Origin of the sequence: Butyrivibrio sp. WCE2006 (assembly GCF_000701985.1) — a bacterium.
Taxonomy (GTDB): domain Bacteria; phylum Bacillota; class Clostridia; order Lachnospirales; family Lachnospiraceae; genus Butyrivibrio.
Window position 1 is genome coordinate 109,791 of sequence record NZ_JNKH01000007.1, and the last position, 13,841, is coordinate 123,631.

General features: G+C 39.2%; 20 protein-coding genes and 1 pseudogene. 16 read left to right on the top strand and 5 right to left on the bottom strand.

Going from position 1 to position 13,841, the window contains the following annotated elements:
* The first annotated feature begins 169 nt into the window (after positions 1-169).
* The 11 genes from T501_RS06930 to T501_RS06970 all read left to right on the top strand — a co-directional run bounded on the left by T501_RS06930 (position 170) and on the right by T501_RS06970 (position 8,114).
* Positions 170-892 carry a LytR/AlgR family response regulator transcription factor gene (locus tag T501_RS06930; protein ID WP_044913966.1) on the top strand — a complete coding sequence of 241 codons (723 nt, stop codon included), beginning with the start codon at positions 170-172 and terminating at the stop codon, positions 890-892.
* Between the two features lie 6 nt (positions 893-898).
* Positions 899-2,515, top strand: coding sequence for a histidine kinase N-terminal 7TM domain-containing protein (locus T501_RS20090; RefSeq protein ID WP_050008179.1), 1,617 nt, complete (start codon positions 899-901; stop codon positions 2,513-2,515).
* The gene (locus T501_RS06940) at positions 2,512-3,822 is read left to right on the top strand and encodes an ABC transporter substrate-binding protein (protein WP_044913967.1); all 1,311 of its coding nucleotides are present in this window, start codon (positions 2,512-2,514) and stop codon (positions 3,820-3,822) included. The genes T501_RS20090 and T501_RS06940 overlap by 4 nt, the downstream gene beginning before the upstream one ends.
* A gap of 161 nt (positions 3,823-3,983) precedes the next feature.
* The gene (locus T501_RS06945; protein WP_044913968.1) at positions 3,984-4,190 is read left to right on the top strand and encodes a hypothetical protein; all 207 of its coding nucleotides are present in this window, start codon (positions 3,984-3,986) and stop codon (positions 4,188-4,190) included.
* Positions 4,191-4,243: 53 nt separating this feature from the next.
* The gene (locus tag T501_RS06950; protein ID WP_026511951.1) at positions 4,244-5,215 is read left to right on the top strand and encodes a type II CAAX endopeptidase family protein; all 972 of its coding nucleotides are present in this window, start codon (positions 4,244-4,246) and stop codon (positions 5,213-5,215) included.
* A 20-nt stretch (positions 5,216-5,235) separates the two neighbouring features.
* On the top strand, positions 5,236-5,394 hold the full coding sequence (locus T501_RS21770) for a hypothetical protein (RefSeq protein WP_197027931.1): 159 nt from the start codon (positions 5,236-5,238) through the stop codon (positions 5,392-5,394).
* A gap of 40 nt (positions 5,395-5,434) precedes the next feature.
* A complete protein-coding gene (locus T501_RS06955) occupies positions 5,435-5,911 on the top strand; it encodes a GNAT family N-acetyltransferase (RefSeq protein WP_242845493.1) in 477 nt (158 codons plus the stop codon).
* Positions 5,912-6,022: 111 nt separating this feature from the next.
* Complete coding sequence (locus T501_RS06960; RefSeq protein ID WP_049945967.1) at positions 6,023-6,478, top strand: NUDIX domain-containing protein; 456 nt, start codon at positions 6,023-6,025, stop codon at positions 6,476-6,478.
* An 87-nt stretch (positions 6,479-6,565) separates the two neighbouring features.
* The gene (locus tag T501_RS22510; protein WP_330363676.1) at positions 6,566-6,658 is read left to right on the top strand and encodes a MerR family transcriptional regulator; all 93 of its coding nucleotides are present in this window, start codon (positions 6,566-6,568) and stop codon (positions 6,656-6,658) included.
* 22 nt (positions 6,659-6,680) lie between these two features.
* Complete coding sequence (locus T501_RS06965; protein ID WP_026507836.1) at positions 6,681-7,430, top strand: CPBP family intramembrane glutamic endopeptidase; 750 nt, start codon at positions 6,681-6,683, stop codon at positions 7,428-7,430.
* A 78-nt stretch (positions 7,431-7,508) separates the two neighbouring features.
* The gene (locus T501_RS06970) at positions 7,509-8,114 is read left to right on the top strand and encodes an RpiB/LacA/LacB family sugar-phosphate isomerase (protein ID WP_044913969.1); all 606 of its coding nucleotides are present in this window, start codon (positions 7,509-7,511) and stop codon (positions 8,112-8,114) included.
* A 400-nt stretch (positions 8,115-8,514) separates the two neighbouring features.
* Here T501_RS06970 and T501_RS06975 read toward each other — a convergent pair whose 3' ends face one another.
* From T501_RS06975 to T501_RS06990, 4 genes are read right to left on the bottom strand one after another with little or no spacing between them, the layout of a single operon-like run.
* Complete coding sequence (locus T501_RS06975) at positions 8,515-10,125, bottom strand: hypothetical protein (RefSeq protein WP_044913970.1); 1,611 nt, start codon at positions 10,123-10,125, stop codon at positions 8,515-8,517.
* Positions 10,118-10,531 (bottom strand): IS200/IS605 family transposase, encoded by a 414-nt coding sequence (gene tnpA, locus T501_RS06980; RefSeq protein ID WP_044913971.1) that lies wholly within the window; start codon positions 10,529-10,531, stop codon positions 10,118-10,120. Before tnpA ends, T501_RS06975 begins: the two co-directional genes overlap by 8 nt.
* Positions 10,524-10,706 carry a hypothetical protein gene (locus T501_RS06985; protein ID WP_022762587.1) on the bottom strand — a complete coding sequence of 61 codons (183 nt, stop codon included), beginning with the start codon at positions 10,704-10,706 and terminating at the stop codon, positions 10,524-10,526. Before T501_RS06985 ends, tnpA begins: the two co-directional genes overlap by 8 nt.
* Positions 10,693-11,280: a hypothetical protein gene (locus T501_RS06990; protein ID WP_044913972.1), complete on the bottom strand. Its 588-nt coding sequence runs from the start codon at positions 11,278-11,280 to the stop codon at positions 10,693-10,695. Before T501_RS06990 ends, T501_RS06985 begins: the two co-directional genes overlap by 14 nt.
* A gap of 165 nt (positions 11,281-11,445) precedes the next feature.
* On the opposite strand from T501_RS06990, the gene T501_RS06995 reads away from it, so the two are divergent.
* The 5 genes and pseudogenes from T501_RS06995 to T501_RS07010 all read left to right on the top strand — a co-directional run.
* Entirely contained in the window at positions 11,446-11,937 is a 492-nt protein-coding gene (locus tag T501_RS06995; RefSeq protein ID WP_049945973.1) for an alpha/beta hydrolase, read from the top strand.
* A gap of 70 nt (positions 11,938-12,007) precedes the next feature.
* Positions 12,008-12,199, top strand: a complete 192-nt coding sequence (locus tag T501_RS07000) for a DUF3791 domain-containing protein (RefSeq protein ID WP_442856351.1) — start codon at positions 12,008-12,010, stop codon at positions 12,197-12,199.
* A complete protein-coding gene (locus tag T501_RS20715) occupies positions 12,196-12,393 on the top strand; it encodes a DUF3990 domain-containing protein (protein ID WP_081843073.1) in 198 nt (65 codons plus the stop codon). The genes T501_RS07000 and T501_RS20715 overlap by 4 nt, the downstream gene beginning before the upstream one ends.
* Positions 12,375-12,599, top strand: a complete 225-nt coding sequence (locus tag T501_RS07005; protein ID WP_026512033.1) for a hypothetical protein — start codon at positions 12,375-12,377, stop codon at positions 12,597-12,599. The genes T501_RS20715 and T501_RS07005 overlap by 19 nt, the downstream gene beginning before the upstream one ends.
* Positions 12,600-12,627: 28 nt before the next feature.
* Positions 12,628-12,921: pseudogene (locus tag T501_RS07010) on the top strand (MT-A70 family methyltransferase); the annotation flags it as partial.
* A gap of 43 nt (positions 12,922-12,964) precedes the next feature.
* On the opposite strand, the gene T501_RS07015 reads toward T501_RS07010, so the two are convergent.
* Complete coding sequence (locus T501_RS07015; RefSeq protein WP_044913974.1) at positions 12,965-13,807, bottom strand: PIN domain-containing protein; 843 nt, start codon at positions 13,805-13,807, stop codon at positions 12,965-12,967.
* Positions 13,808-13,841 lie beyond the last annotated feature (34 nt).

Sequence of the window (13,841 nt, forward strand, 5' to 3'; positions counted from 1 at the left end):
ACAGGATTTGGCAATCGCCTGAGACTCTTTATGATGGTATGATATATATATCAAAGGCCCATCCCACAAAGATCATGCCTGAACAATGATTGGGATAAAACAGCTGCACTATTGGCTATGGTGATATAATTACAAATGATGGAATGGAAATACAGGGGGAAAATTCACAATGCTTCGTATAGCAATATGTGATGATGACAGATCCGACAGAGAGCGAATTCATGGCTATTTATCTGAATATCTTGAGGGAAAAGAAATCCATGCGGAAGTCAGGGTATTCGACCATCCGGATAAACTGATCCAGGAATGCGAGAGTTTCAGACCGCAGGTGTATCTGCTAGACATAGTAATGCCTATGTTGACAGGAATCCAGGCGGCGAGAGAACTGCGATGGAATCAGCCGGATGCACAGATAATATTCGCCACATCTGAGAGTTCATACGCTCTGGAATCTTTTGATGTAAATCCCATAAATTATATAGTAAAGCCCGTGGCTAAGGACAAGCTTTTTTCAACCCTTGACCTTGCTTTGTCCCGGGTTCAGGCAGATGATAAAAGATCTGTAACGGTGAAAATAAAGGGCGGTCTGTGCTCCTTAAGGCATGATGACATAATGTATATCGATTACCGCAACCATGTGGTCAGCTATCATATGGCAGACGGTGAGGTGGTTTCGACTCCAACCCTCAGGATAGGCTTTTCTGAATATATGGATGAGAATCACGCCAGCCAAGATTTTATTAGGTGTCATGAGTCCATAAGCGTAAATCTCGGAGCCATTGATAAGCTTACAAAGGCAGACATAACTCTTCGAAATAAGGAAGAGGTGCCTGTTTCCAAGAGCAGATATGCCGAGGTTGCTGACAAATATATGGATTACAGATTGGAGTAAAGATATATGCATGATTTTCTTTTATATGCCATCATTATCAGTATCTTTGCCATGCTCCTTGAAGGGTTCATTGTATTTAAGAACCTCAAGAATAAACTTCATGGATATTTGTTCATTAACTGTATGGTGATGCTGGTAAATAATACAGGTTACCTATTAGAGCTTTTAGCGAAGACCGAGGATGAATATATTGCTGCGCTGAAATTTTCGTATGCCGGGAGAGTATGGATCATATTCTCTCTTTTTATGTTTACAGTAGAGTTCTGTCATCTAAGGGTTCCAAAGCTTTTGGTAAGGGCATTTGTGCTTTTTAACGTGTTGGTTTATGTGACAGTATTTACACTGGAAAATCACAATCTGTATTATTCAAAGACTTGGTTTGATAAGGATGGGCTTTTCCCAGTTCTTTTGCATAGAAGCGGAATCGTACATCAGGTGTTTATGCAGGTTCAGGTGGCTGTTATCATCACCGTATTTTTTCTGCTGTTTAAGAGCCTTAAAAGCTACAGAGGAAAAATCGCGAAAAAGCGTGCCCTGATAATTATTTCAGGGTTCCTCATTGAGGCTGTGCTTTTTATCTGCCAGATCACGCATATATTCTTTGTCACTTACTTTTTTGACATATCTGTATTTGGAAATGTGGCAGTTACGATTTCCATGTTCATTGCAATATTCAGATATAACCTTTTGGGAATTATTGACATGGCAAGGGAATACATTGTGGACAGGCTCTCTGAAGGAGTTATCGCCATGGAACCGGACGGAAGGCTTCAGTACTATAACGAGCATGTAAAAGAGCTGTTCCCGGAGATAACAAAAGACGCAGAAAGTGTTGTGGAGCGTCTTAAGGAGGCTATTGTAAAAGGAGATACCCTGGCAATAGGTGAAAGGTTCTTTTCTCCGGAAGAAAAAGAACTTTATGCAGATGGCGAACTAATTGGAAAGCTATATGCCCTGGTGGATACAACTGTTCTTAAACAACGGGAATACAAATTGAAGGCTGATGCTGCCATGCTGGAAATGGCGGCAGACAGTATGAAGGAACGTCTTGGTGCCACAGAAGAGATGCTCAGTCAGGACAGGGCAATGCGACATGACAGGAGACATTTTGAGGCTCTTATTTTATCTCTGATCCAGGATGGTAAAGTGGATGAGGCCAGAAAATGTCTTGAGGAAAGGCTGTCTCAGGAGCCAAGCACAGGACAGCGCTATTGCGAGAATCCAACAGTCAATGCAGCTATCATGCATTATGTAGCAGTTGCAGAGAAAAAAAGCATCAAGGTAAAGGTATCAGCGAACATACCTTATAAGCCGGGCGTAGATGAGATGCAGCTTGCTATTGCTATTAGTAACCTCTTTGAGAATGCAATCCATGCCTGCGAAAAGGTTCCGGAAAATGACCGTTTTATCGAGATTACAGCCAGGTTTAAGCAGCAGCTATTGTTTGAAATCGTCAATTCCTGTGATGGAAAGATTACACTCAACGAGGAGGGGTACCCGATCACAACCGAGGTTGGACATGGCATCGGAACCCGTAGCGTTCTGGATTTTGTACAGAAGACAAACAGTGAAATAAGATATATTGCTGAGGACAATAAGTTTAAGGTGAGAATGATCATATGAAACGAGTAGCATTGTTTTTATTATCTATAGTCATATGTGCAGCTTTTATCGCCGGGTGCAGAGCAGGCACCGGTAAAGGAGTAACTACGGTAACCTTTATGACCTGGAACCCTGCTGATGTCGGCCCTAACAGTCCTATCTTCAAAATTATAGAATCATTTGAAAAAGAAAACCCTGATATAAAGATCAAATATGTTTTTGAGGGTGCTGGGGATTACCAAAATCACCTCAGGGTAAAACTGATGGGAAACAGTGGCCCTGATGTTTTTGGTATCTCTACCGGTACAGATTTTGATACAACCAGAGCATTTGAGGAAGAACTTACATCGTATTGTGTTAAGGCCTGGGGGCAGGACTGGCAGAATAAGTTCTTTAGTTCATGCATAGAAGATATAAGTGATGAAAATGGTTGTATCTACGGACTGCCATTGGGACAGACCTATGCAGGGTATATGTGGGCAGACATAAATATGCTTAAGGAATACAGCTGCGAAGTACCGACAAATTATGAAGAAATGTTGGATACTTGCAATAAACTTCGCGAAAACGGAAGTTATCCGCTGGCAATCGGAGCTAAGGACGCATGGCTTGATCAGGATATGTGGATGTCTATAGCAGCTGACTGTGACATGGATGCATTATATGATGCCATAGAGGGCAAGGCATCCTTTGAAACAGAGCCTATTATAGAATCCTTCAGGATATGGCAGGAGAGTTTCAGTAACGGAGTGTTTCAGGACAAAGCCATAAAAATGACGCTGTATGACGACGTTAATGATATGTTTCAGCTCAAGGGTAGTATCCCAATGTTTGCAAATGGTTCCTGGGCTATGAATATGTATACACGAACCGATGAGATGACCTACGCCAATTTTAATGGCGAAGGGGCGGATCATGAAGTTTTCCTTATAGATTGGAATAGTGATGGCGTAGTAGCACCGGTAACAGCTGCTACAGATGTGATTCTTTGTATGAATCCAGAGTCAAAAGATAAGGAAGCAGCATTTCGCTGGATGAATTATCTTGTTAATGAAGGGCAGGAGATTCTTGTAAACCAGTATCTTGAGTACATGCCCTCCAGAACTGACATGGAACTGAATGTACAGGGGCTTAATGAGGATGGGCAAAAGAACCTTGAGTACATCGTTGAAAACGGTAAAACAAATGTTGCTGGATCAAGGATAATACCTTATGAAGACCTTTATATAGCCGTTCGTGATGCCCTTGAAGATCTGGCAAAAGGCGACATCTCTCCGGAAGCAGCTGCAGCCAGAGTTCAGAAGGTCTCGAGAAAAACATTACGGTAGGAATGACAGTATCATTGAGGCACTTAAATGTGACGCCATGTAAAACAATACAGTGTAAAACAGACCTTTATCCGTGTTCGGAAGGGTCTGTTTTTTTATGCGTGTTAGATTGTATATGAGCAAAGAAGTAAGTGCTATTTATGAGGAGGAAAGAGCGGTAAATGGAAATAAATTCAAATAGATATGAAGTACCCAAAAGAGATGGAAGCGTCTGGCCGGAGGATATCTGTCCTGCATATACACCAAGAGAGGATGCCATACCCTCAATACAAGGCTGTTGGTACTGCAAATATGCAGATTTTCACCTTAAAGAAGAACGTGCTCTTGAGGTTGGGATATGTAAATGGCCTGAGAAAATTATTGAGTAGCTATAAGAATATACATATTAAATAAAAGAGATACGATATAGGAGGAAACTGAGATGGAGAAGCAACATGAAATAAATTCAATGGGTGTGGTATATGTTATTTTGTTATTGGGAAATATAGTAATATATACACTGAGTCTGATTCTCCCCAATATGGGAATCCAGCTGCCATCTACAATGTGTACTGTTTTATGCGAGATTGCAATACTTTTGCCAACTATCATTTATATAAAGTCCAAGGGTGATAATATCTCTAAGAGACTTGGCTTTCATAAAATTAAAATTACTACGGTTTTGCTTTCAGTTCTTCTGACACTGGCAACTACACCAATATATATTTTTACAAATCTATTTTCTCAGCTATTTGTTAAAAATACTGTTGTCCAGAATTCCAGTGACATGTTAGGGGGCCCAGCCATACTGGCACTTATAGTTGTCTCAGTTATGGCACCGATTTGTGAAGAGATTGCCTTCAGAGGCTTTTTATTTGACGGATTAAAAGGTATTTTCCCGATTATAAAGGCTGCTGTTGTATCCGCACTATTGTTTGGAATCATGCACTTAAACTTTAATCAGTTTTGCTATGCTTTTGTGCTTGGGGTGATTTTTGCCCTTGCCAATCATGCCAGTGGCAGCACCTGGACTTCTGTTATAATGCATTCCCTTTTCAATTTTGTAAATGTATCGATCTTTTTAGCTATGCAGCTTAGCCTGGAGGCACAGAATATAGATATTGTCCAGGAACAGGAGGCCGTAAGAAGCCAGACAGGCATCATGCTATATTCAGTAATACTTTATGGATTTATTTCAGTAATATGTGTATTTCTGGTTTGGCTACTGCTTAAGGCAATTGCCAATAATCAGGGAAACCTTGAGGCTTTCAAGAGCTCTTTTGCCAGAAAGGACAATTTAGATGCAGCCACTGATGCAGGCGTAAGAGTACACAGCCTTTTGAATGTTCCTATGGTGTTTAGTGTACTTATTGGAATAGCTGCGATGATAGTATATCAGTTAACTGTTTTATGAGGGGAATCTACAGGAGTGGCATGAATAGAAAGAAAGAGATATTAATAGCAGTTATTGCTATTATCATGATGATAATAATCGGACAGAGTTATATAATTCATAATCAGGCCAGGTTTGATGGGGACAGGGTTTGCTCAAAGAATCCAAATAGATTTTACCTGAACTTCAATTTATCATAGAGAATCTTAAAGAGATGAAGAAAAACTATGAAAAAGTGGTATGAAAGGATATAGAAAAATGATCATAGAGATTAAAAATCCAAATGAAAAACAAGCTATCGCAAGAAAGGTACTGGAGGCTCTTACTGATTGGTTTGGCATAGAAGAGAGCAGAGAGGAATATATTTCCGGGAGCGCCAATTGGACGTTTTTTGCAGCAAAGGAAGAAGATGAATATGTGGGATTCCTCTGCTTAAAAGAAACAGGAATGGCTACTGTCGAACTGGCTGTTATGGGTGTTTTACAGAATCATCACAGGAGCGGTCTTGGCAGGCAGCTCGTAGAAAGGGCTAAAGAAACTGCCAGATCTCAAGGGTATGAATTCATGCAGGTTAAGACTGTGAAGATGGGAATGTATGAGGACTATGACAGGACTAATCTCTTTTATATAAGCTGTGGTTTCAAGGAGCTGGAAGTATTCCCGCTTCTTTGGGATGAGGCAAATCCCTGTCAGATATATGTGATGTCTTTGAAATAATTTTCAGAATTTAGTATAATACTCATTGTGACTTCAGACAATTATAGGCGGTAAGTTAAAAGACTTGCCGTCTTTTTCTTAATATGGAAATCATACTATGGGGATTGCATTATGGCTGACTTTACATGGTTTAAGGATTCTGTTCCTGACCAGTTACCGGTAAAACAGGTTTATGGAATAGCATTTTCAGCAGATAACCTGGTTGTCTTGAGGATTGAGGACGGAAAATTCAAATTGACCGGTGGAAAGCCTGAAAATGCTGAAACTTTTGAAGAGACATTGAAACGGGAATATATTGAAGAATTAAATATTGAACTGGAAGATATCCATTATCTTGGGTATTTATTGGTGAAGGATAATTCGGATAAGTATGCTCAGGTAAGAATGATAGCGAAGATAAAAGATATTTATGAGAGTCATATTGATCCGGCTACAGGAAAAGTGTATGGGAGAGAGCTGGTAGCTGCTGATAGGGTAAAAGATTACCTTAAGTATTCTGATCGTGCAGGCAATGAAATGATTGATGATGCGGTACAACTTGCACAAGTAAGATATTTTCAAAGATAATTAACTATAAGTATTTAAAAAAAACATTGACTCTTCCCTTAGGGAACCCCTTAAGGTGTGTTTATAAACAAGAAGGAAGTTCCGAAAATGGAGAAGAAAATGACATCTGGTGAAATGGCAAAGAAGGCGGGGGTATCACAGAAGGCGATCCGCCTTTACGATGAAAAAAACGGACTATGAAAGACAGATTGGGGAATTGAAAATGACAAAAATATATAAGAAAAGTGAGATTACTTTTGCAATCCTGTGGATTGTTGCTTATGTTGTTCTGAGCAGTTTGGCAGATCAGTTTTCAGAGAACATTGGCATTACAAAATCTATAACAGCTGTGCTTCACATAGCAATGTCTTTGATTTTGTTTTTCTGGATTCAAAAAAATAAACTTGGTGAAAAATACGGGTTTTGTAGATTATCTATTCCAGCAAAACGGTTTCTGTTTTATATACCGCTTATTATAATTGCATCGACAGCCTTTTGGGGCGGAATAAAATTGCAATATGACATATTGGAATCTCTGTTTTATTTCATCAGCATGCTCTGCGTAGGGTTTCTTGAAGAAGTTATTTTCCGTGGACTATTATTCAGGGCAATGGAGAAGGACAATCTTAAGAGTGCAATTATTGTTTCTGCGCTGACATTTGGCTTGGGACATATTGTGAATCTTTTCAACGGAAGTGGAAAAGATTTGATTTCGTCCATGATTCAAATTGTATTTGCCGTTCTGGTCGGATTTGTGCTGGTAATAATCTTTTATCATGGGAAGTCTATTGTACCATGTATTTTATTCCACTCTGCTAATAATGCGCTCAAAGTTTTTTCTGCAAATGGGATGAGTAATCCTCTGACAGAAAGGGTAATCAACTTAGTGTTGATTATTGCTGTTTTGGGAGGGTATCTATTCTATCTGGTTAAAGAATTTGGAAATGGAAATAGCTTGGATGCGAACAATTAGGAATAAAATTGAAATTATAGGCAAAAATTCTGTCTAATATATCGGTAAACTTTCATATCTGAATTTGTAGGGGAAAGTATGAGAATCGGAGTTATTCAAGCTAGTTCGCAAGCGGCTAAAAATCAAATGATTTATGATGCAGTAACAAAGCATGCACCGAAGGGTGCGGAGGTTATAAATTTTGGCTGCACGATGGAAGAAAATGAAAAATACTCATATATAGAGATTTCTATTCTTGTAGGTATTTTGTTGGAAAGAAAAACAGTAGATTTCGTTGTAACAGGCTGTTCTTCCGGGCAGGGAATGATGCTTGCTTGTAACAGCATGCCAGGCGTCATTTGCGGGTATGCACCGACACCAAAGGATGCCTATTTATTTGCTCAGATCAATAACGGAAATGCGATATCATTGCCATTAGGTGAAGATTATACATGGTCAGGTACTGAAAATCTTGAAAAAACAATAGAAGCTCTTTTCTCGGAACCATTTGGGCAAGGATATCCTAAAAGCGAGGCAGAGAGAAAGATAAAAGATTCAGAACAACTTAAGGAAATTAGAAAAGTTGGACAGATTTCGATGCAGGAGTTTCTAAAAAAATTGGATGCATCTATGCTAGATAAGGTAAAGAAAAAGGGGGATGAAATAATATCAGGTACAACAAGAAGGTCAAATCGGTATGAATGAAAAGAAAGAACATTTACCAGTATACGGTATCGGACAATTCCTACGTTCGAGGATAATACAGTAAAATGTTCCACTCGCCATGGTTCGTTATAGCGCAAGTCAATCGCTCAAATTCAAATTTATTATTCCAAATATATGTGGGGGCTAATGAAATGTACAGTTTTAGTACCAAGGGGATACATAGCAAGCGAATTAAACTGACTATACCCACGGGCAAGCCCGTGGGGTTCTGATTGGCAAGCGTAGCTTGTAATCGTACATCATTTTCAGACTTTGGAGTTACAAGTGTAAATCTGTTTGAATCAGGACTTTCATTACCAAGCAGTCCAACGACCACATTAGCGGTAAATTTCTGCTTTTCAGCAAGGAAGTATAGTCAATCTCCCTGATTATTAAGTTGTTAAGCTACGTTAATTCCACTGTTTAATATCTTGATTTTATATGCCTTGATCCAGGTGATTAAGGCTTTTTCTTTATTGTATTGTGCCTCAAAAGTCTTAGCACATTTGTCTTTATCTATATTTTGCGTTTTAGGTTCATAGCAATAGAGCAGGAATGATGAATACCAGTCTCTTTGTACTTCCGTGCCATCATGAAGTTTATACAATCTATCGGAGAGCTTCTTTTTTATATAGTCATCAGCCGTATGGTCATACTGTGATGCTCTGTAATTGTTTGGGACTTCAATATAAGTTCCACCTGTGGCTTTGAATTTTCTTTCCAATGTGGTCTGGAAACCACCGGGGCATCTGTTCTTTACAGACTTACCGAAACGTTTTTTCTTATTGAACTTACCTTTATCGTTTTTGGTAGTCTCTTTTGATCGTTTCATAAGCTTGCCTGCATTCTTAGGCTCAGTTACAATTATTTCTCCAAGACTTCGTAGGTGGTTAGCGTCCTCATTTATTGCAAGTTGCCTGTTAACTGCATTGATACGGCACAGCTCAGAATGTCTGACTTTCATCTTCTTATAATGATTTGAGTATTTCCAGATTTTACGACCTTTCTTAACAGTACCATCCTCATTATAATTTTGCGGGTTGGTTGCCCTTCTTGACCTGTCCATGGCACGATAGATCAGACGCTCTTTTCTTTCGGATGTCTGTATGCTGTCACCACGTTCAGAAAGGTTCTTTAGACCAACCTCAGTATCAGATGTATAGGCAACTGTCTGTGTGCCAATATCAGCACCTATCATACCTTTGCCATACTTATGGCGCGGATTGCCGTACTTATCATACTTAGGTTTTGCTTTGCCTTCAATAGTCAGATGCAGGTATACCCTGTATTTGCCTCTTATCATTTTGGGGACGAGAGTTGCATAGCATGGTCTGTGTGTATCTATACAATAAGCTTCCTCAAGTAAAGTATCTACAGCCTTTTTATCCATTATTTCTGGCTCGTTAAGATACGACAGAACGGCATTTACTTCATCCATTTGGAATCTATCGGCTATCTGTATCCCGAAAGCTTTCTTTCCGAGTTTGAATTGTAATCTGTTATCCTTTACAGAAATGGGTATACCACGGTTTATCTGCTTTGCCCGGATACATGGCAGCTCCCCAAATTTTGAGAAATGTATGGTCTTACCACTACCATAGAGACATTTCTCCATACCGCGCCATACATCTTCAGCTTTGGTTAAGGCAAATATAGCATCTATCCCATACTTTTTGCCTATTGGAATCATTGATTTTCTACAACAATCCCATGTGACATTATAGGATTTCTGCATTTCATTAAGCTGATCGGCAAGTATCTTACGTTTAGCCATGCTTTCCGTACTACCATACAAAGAAAGCAGTTTGCGGTATCTTTTTGTACGCATGAGCTGGTCATGGTTCCTTCTCATAAGACCAACAAGTTCATTGCCCGCTTTGCGTATCTTATCAGAAAGAGCCACGACCTTAAGCACATCGGAATAAGGCATATCAGTTTCGGAGACTATAATATGCCTGTCAGAAAGCTTATGGAATTTCTTTAATATCCTCCCGTATTCATAATCAGTCATGCCTTTTTTGCTCCTCAATGTACTTAATTACTGTAGCTTCGCTTATATGCCCCACCGTTGACACAAAATATCCCTTTGACCATAAAACACCGCATCTTGCATAGAATCGTTTGAGTTGTGGAAATGCCTTAAACAGTTCTATTGCACTGATACTCTTGAGAGTCCTGACAACATCGCACGGCGCAACAGTCTGTGGGACATCTACAAATATATGTATATGGTCAGGCATTACTTCAAGGGCCTTGATACTATAGTTATAATCATCGCAGATTTTTTGAAGTATCAGTTTGAGCGTATCTTCTACATTGCCCTTTAATACTGAAGTTCTAAATTTAGGACACCAGATGATATGATACTGTATCAGATATTTACAATGTGAAGCACTATGATATTGCCCCTCACTCATTGTCTTTTACTCCTAACTGATATTTTTCCTGAATTCCCCTGCGCATAAGATCAAGGAAAGTAACGGTTTCACCTTCCTCAACTGAATAGATCCGTGCAAGGTTTTCAAGTTCCTTCTTCCATTCAGCTGGGATAGAGATATTGATTTGTACATTTTCGCTTTTAGGTCGTGCCATTAGAATTTCTCCCTTTCTTAACAATGTCTTTAAGTTGCATATCCTCAATACCAACAAATTCAGCAGCACCCATACTACAAAAAAAATCATAGGCTTTGCAATCCACATATATATCATCGAAATCACTGCAGGATTCTCGAATATCTTCAAGTTCATCATCAGAAAGATTTTCACCAAGATGATTTTCAATATGTCTGCGTATTGCAGAAAACATTATATCTGATGCCATATCTAATGTATCGTAACTTATTTCATCGCCGTATGTAAGATAATTCCAACCGCGACCGCTTTCATAAGTAGCTTCCTTGTTTCCGCTATATTCGTTTTCAAGAAATTCTCCTACAGTCTGTTCGAGCGAAATATATCCGTCTTCTACAAGTATTCCAGAATGATCATAAGGATCGTAGACATATTTTATCTCATAGTGAACTGGAGTGGGTGACAATTCATCTCTTATCCGACGAATCAGCCTTGCTTTTATGAATTCTTTTGATTGATCAAAGCACTCATTTACATATTCAGCAATTTCGTCTACATGAGAATTCACATACTCTACGCATTTCGAATTATCCATTTGTATTTTTTCCTTTATGTTTAATACATAGATTATATATTTATTCTATGTGTTTGTCAAAATAGAAAAAGGCTTCATCCCACAGGCAAGCCTGTGGGTTTTCGCCTACGTTGCGCCAAAGTTTACTTTATAACAGCAAACGGAAGAAGGATTCCGCTGCTGATATTGAGACCCATAAATGAACCTTCAAATGCGCCGGGGGTTATGTGGATTCATGGTGGTGGATATATGACAGGAATGAAAGAGATGGCCTATATTGGACGGGCAGCGGATCTTGTGAGAAATCATGGCGCTGTAGTTATAGCTCCGGGGTATCATTTGTCGCTGTTTCATCCATATCCTACAGCTTTATATGATTGCTATGCCACACTCTTGTATATTAAAGACCATGCTAAAGAACTTGGAATAAACCCAGACCAGATAATGGTTGGGGGAGAGAGTGCGGGAGGTGGATTAACTGCAGCCATCTCAATGTTGGCAAGAGATAAGGGCGAAGTAAAAGTTGCTTTTCAGATGCCGCTATATCCAATGATAGACAATTATGATACAGATAGTTCTAAAAATAATCATTCCAAGGTATGGAATACAAAAAGAAATCATCAGGCATGGTCGTATTATTTTCAAAGAAATGACATTCTTTTAGAAAAGATTGTATAATTAAGGAGAAGAAAACAGTTGCATTATCAAGAAATAGTGGGTGTGCATAATGATAAATGAAATTCTGTATATGGAAATAAGGTTAGTAGGTGCTTTTAGCGAAAGATATAAGCTTACCAGGGCGGATGCAAACAGAATTTTTACAAAATATAATATCTGGCAGTACATAGAGTCATGCTATGATGTTTTTCATGTTAGTGGAGATGACTACAATTTGGATGATATATGTAATGTTTTGAAGCGGAAAGGGGCAGCTCTATGAAATTAAAAGATGGGATGCTTCTTTACCATGGTAGTTATACGAGTGATGAAAACATTGATTTGAACCAGTGCATGAATGGCAAAGGTTTTGGCAAAGGTTTTTATCTTACAAGTGATCCTAAGTTTCCTTACAGAATATGCGGTTGGTTGTTTGGAGTTTCAGGAGGCAAGGAAATATGTCATCTGATAAAATGAATGCTTGTGCTGATATGGTTCTTACTAATGCTATTGAAGACATGGCAATGGAAGAGAATATCTCAATTGATGAAGCAAGAAATAAGCTTTTGGATTCGGATGCTTGTAAATGTTTGTACGATTTTGATTCAAAGTTATGGATGGAAGGTTCTGACTATTTTCTTGATTTTTACAGAATGATTGAAAATAAACAGCATATCTCCTAGATTTTGAGCTTACTGATGCTGCGCCGCCAAGCAAAATAAAAAATCGGATTCCCTTTTCTGGGGCATGGGCTACTGGACAAGATCCAACGCTGAGGTGTGCCTCCTTGCAACCAAAGGACATCCGAAGCGAATCGACTCAGCGGTTCATCAGGTGATTATCAGCCACATCGAAGAGCATAGTAAGAAACCAGCAGAGACTCGTGGGCGGATTGTGAGACTTGTGGGAGATGTTCCCCGTGTGGAACTGTTTGCCCGGCAGAAGACTCCAGGATGGGATACCTGGGGGAATGAAGTTGAAAACGATCTGTTTCTTGCAGCATAAAAACAGCGAGGGATAAACCCTCGCAGGATCGATCAGCTCTCCTTTATTTGATTTTGTCTAAGATTTTTATATGAGCCTTGATCAGAGTATAGTATTTCTCACTAGCATCTTTTCCGTATTTGGTCTGCAAGGAAGACCGAAATGAATTGAGATTCTTTTTCTTCTTCCAGGTTTCAGTTACAAATTTCGGAAAATCAGATGGCATTGCAGTCTTGCCCTTGGCATGTGCAAAAACTATCTGACAGTAAGATTTCTGTTTGTCTGCAAGGCTCTTCTTTTTGTGGTTCTCAATGTAACTGTTATAAGTCGCATTAGACTTAAAAGCATTGTAATAGGTGACGCCCTGTTTTCCGTAAATCTGGTGCAGCGACTCGTGAAGTGGTTGCAGCTGATCCCGCCCTAAGATATAGAGGATCTCTTTTGCCTCATCCGGGATTCCATCGTCCTGGATTTCAACGGGCTTGGGCATAACAGTTTCTATATCAACAGGACCTGGTTCATCTTTTTTATCGGAGGACTGTTGTTTCAGCATACAGGCCTTTCCGGTGATACGCTTTAATGCAATTCCTCTGTATTTCCAGTACTTAACAACTGCATCATAGCCAGTGTCATTGGTAACGATAATGTATTCATCATCCCCAATGTCATGGACCTGGTATCCAAGCTCTGTACATAATTGGAAATCAAGTGCATTGTTACCCTCGCAGCATTCGATGAATGTCACATCCTTAGGAGACTTCTTAAGTGTGATCAGATTTTTATAATTCATATGCGGACTTTTCGCAGTATAAAAAACAAGAATCTCATCTTCTTCTGCAACAGTATCAAGCAGAGATATCCAATTATCCCCGACATTTTCACTATCAATAAAATATCTTTTGCTCATATATATACCTTAGCTGATCGAACGACTATATTAT

What these genes read in the sequence shown, in the direction of transcription:
- T501_RS06960 (WP_049945967.1), top strand. Translation starts at nt 6,023, where the DNA reads ATGGCTGACTTTACATGGTTTAAGGATTCTGTTCCTGACCAGTTACCG.
- T501_RS06970 (WP_044913969.1), top strand. Translation starts at nt 7,509, where the DNA reads ATGAGAATCGGAGTTATTCAAGCTAGTTCGCAAGCGGCTAAAAATCAA.
- T501_RS20715 (WP_081843073.1), top strand. Translation starts at nt 12,196, where the DNA reads ATGAAATTAAAAGATGGGATGCTTCTTTACCATGGTAGTTATACGAGT.
- T501_RS06930 (WP_044913966.1), top strand. Translation starts at nt 170, where the DNA reads ATGCTTCGTATAGCAATATGTGATGATGACAGATCCGACAGAGAGCGA.
- T501_RS06940 (WP_044913967.1), top strand. Translation starts at nt 2,512, where the DNA reads ATGAAACGAGTAGCATTGTTTTTATTATCTATAGTCATATGTGCAGCT.
- T501_RS20090 (WP_050008179.1), top strand. Translation starts at nt 899, where the DNA reads ATGCATGATTTTCTTTTATATGCCATCATTATCAGTATCTTTGCCATG.
- T501_RS06945 (WP_044913968.1), top strand. Translation starts at nt 3,984, where the DNA reads ATGGAAATAAATTCAAATAGATATGAAGTACCCAAAAGAGATGGAAGC.
- T501_RS07000 (WP_442856351.1), top strand. Translation starts at nt 12,008, where the DNA reads ATGGAAATAAGGTTAGTAGGTGCTTTTAGCGAAAGATATAAGCTTACC.
- T501_RS21770 (WP_197027931.1), top strand. Translation starts at nt 5,236, where the DNA reads ATGAATAGAAAGAAAGAGATATTAATAGCAGTTATTGCTATTATCATG.
- T501_RS06990 (WP_044913972.1), bottom strand. Translation starts at nt 11,280, where the DNA reads ATGGATAATTCGAAATGCGTAGAGTATGTGAATTCTCATGTAGACGAA.
- T501_RS07005 (WP_026512033.1), top strand. Translation starts at nt 12,375, where the DNA reads ATGTCATCTGATAAAATGAATGCTTGTGCTGATATGGTTCTTACTAAT.
- T501_RS07015 (WP_044913974.1), bottom strand. Translation starts at nt 13,807, where the DNA reads ATGAGCAAAAGATATTTTATTGATAGTGAAAATGTCGGGGATAATTGG.
- tnpA (WP_044913971.1), bottom strand. Translation starts at nt 10,531, where the DNA reads ATGAGTGAGGGGCAATATCATAGTGCTTCACATTGTAAATATCTGATA.
- T501_RS22510 (WP_330363676.1), top strand. Translation starts at nt 6,566, where the DNA reads ATGGAGAAGAAAATGACATCTGGTGAAATGGCAAAGAAGGCGGGGGTA.
- T501_RS06975 (WP_044913970.1), bottom strand. Translation starts at nt 10,125, where the DNA reads ATGACTGATTATGAATACGGGAGGATATTAAAGAAATTCCATAAGCTT.
- T501_RS06950 (WP_026511951.1), top strand. Translation starts at nt 4,244, where the DNA reads ATGGAGAAGCAACATGAAATAAATTCAATGGGTGTGGTATATGTTATT.
- T501_RS06985 (WP_022762587.1), bottom strand. Translation starts at nt 10,706, where the DNA reads ATGGCACGACCTAAAAGCGAAAATGTACAAATCAATATCTCTATCCCA.
- T501_RS06965 (WP_026507836.1), top strand. Translation starts at nt 6,681, where the DNA reads ATGACAAAAATATATAAGAAAAGTGAGATTACTTTTGCAATCCTGTGG.
- T501_RS06955 (WP_242845493.1), top strand. Translation starts at nt 5,435, where the DNA reads ATGAAAGGATATAGAAAAATGATCATAGAGATTAAAAATCCAAATGAA.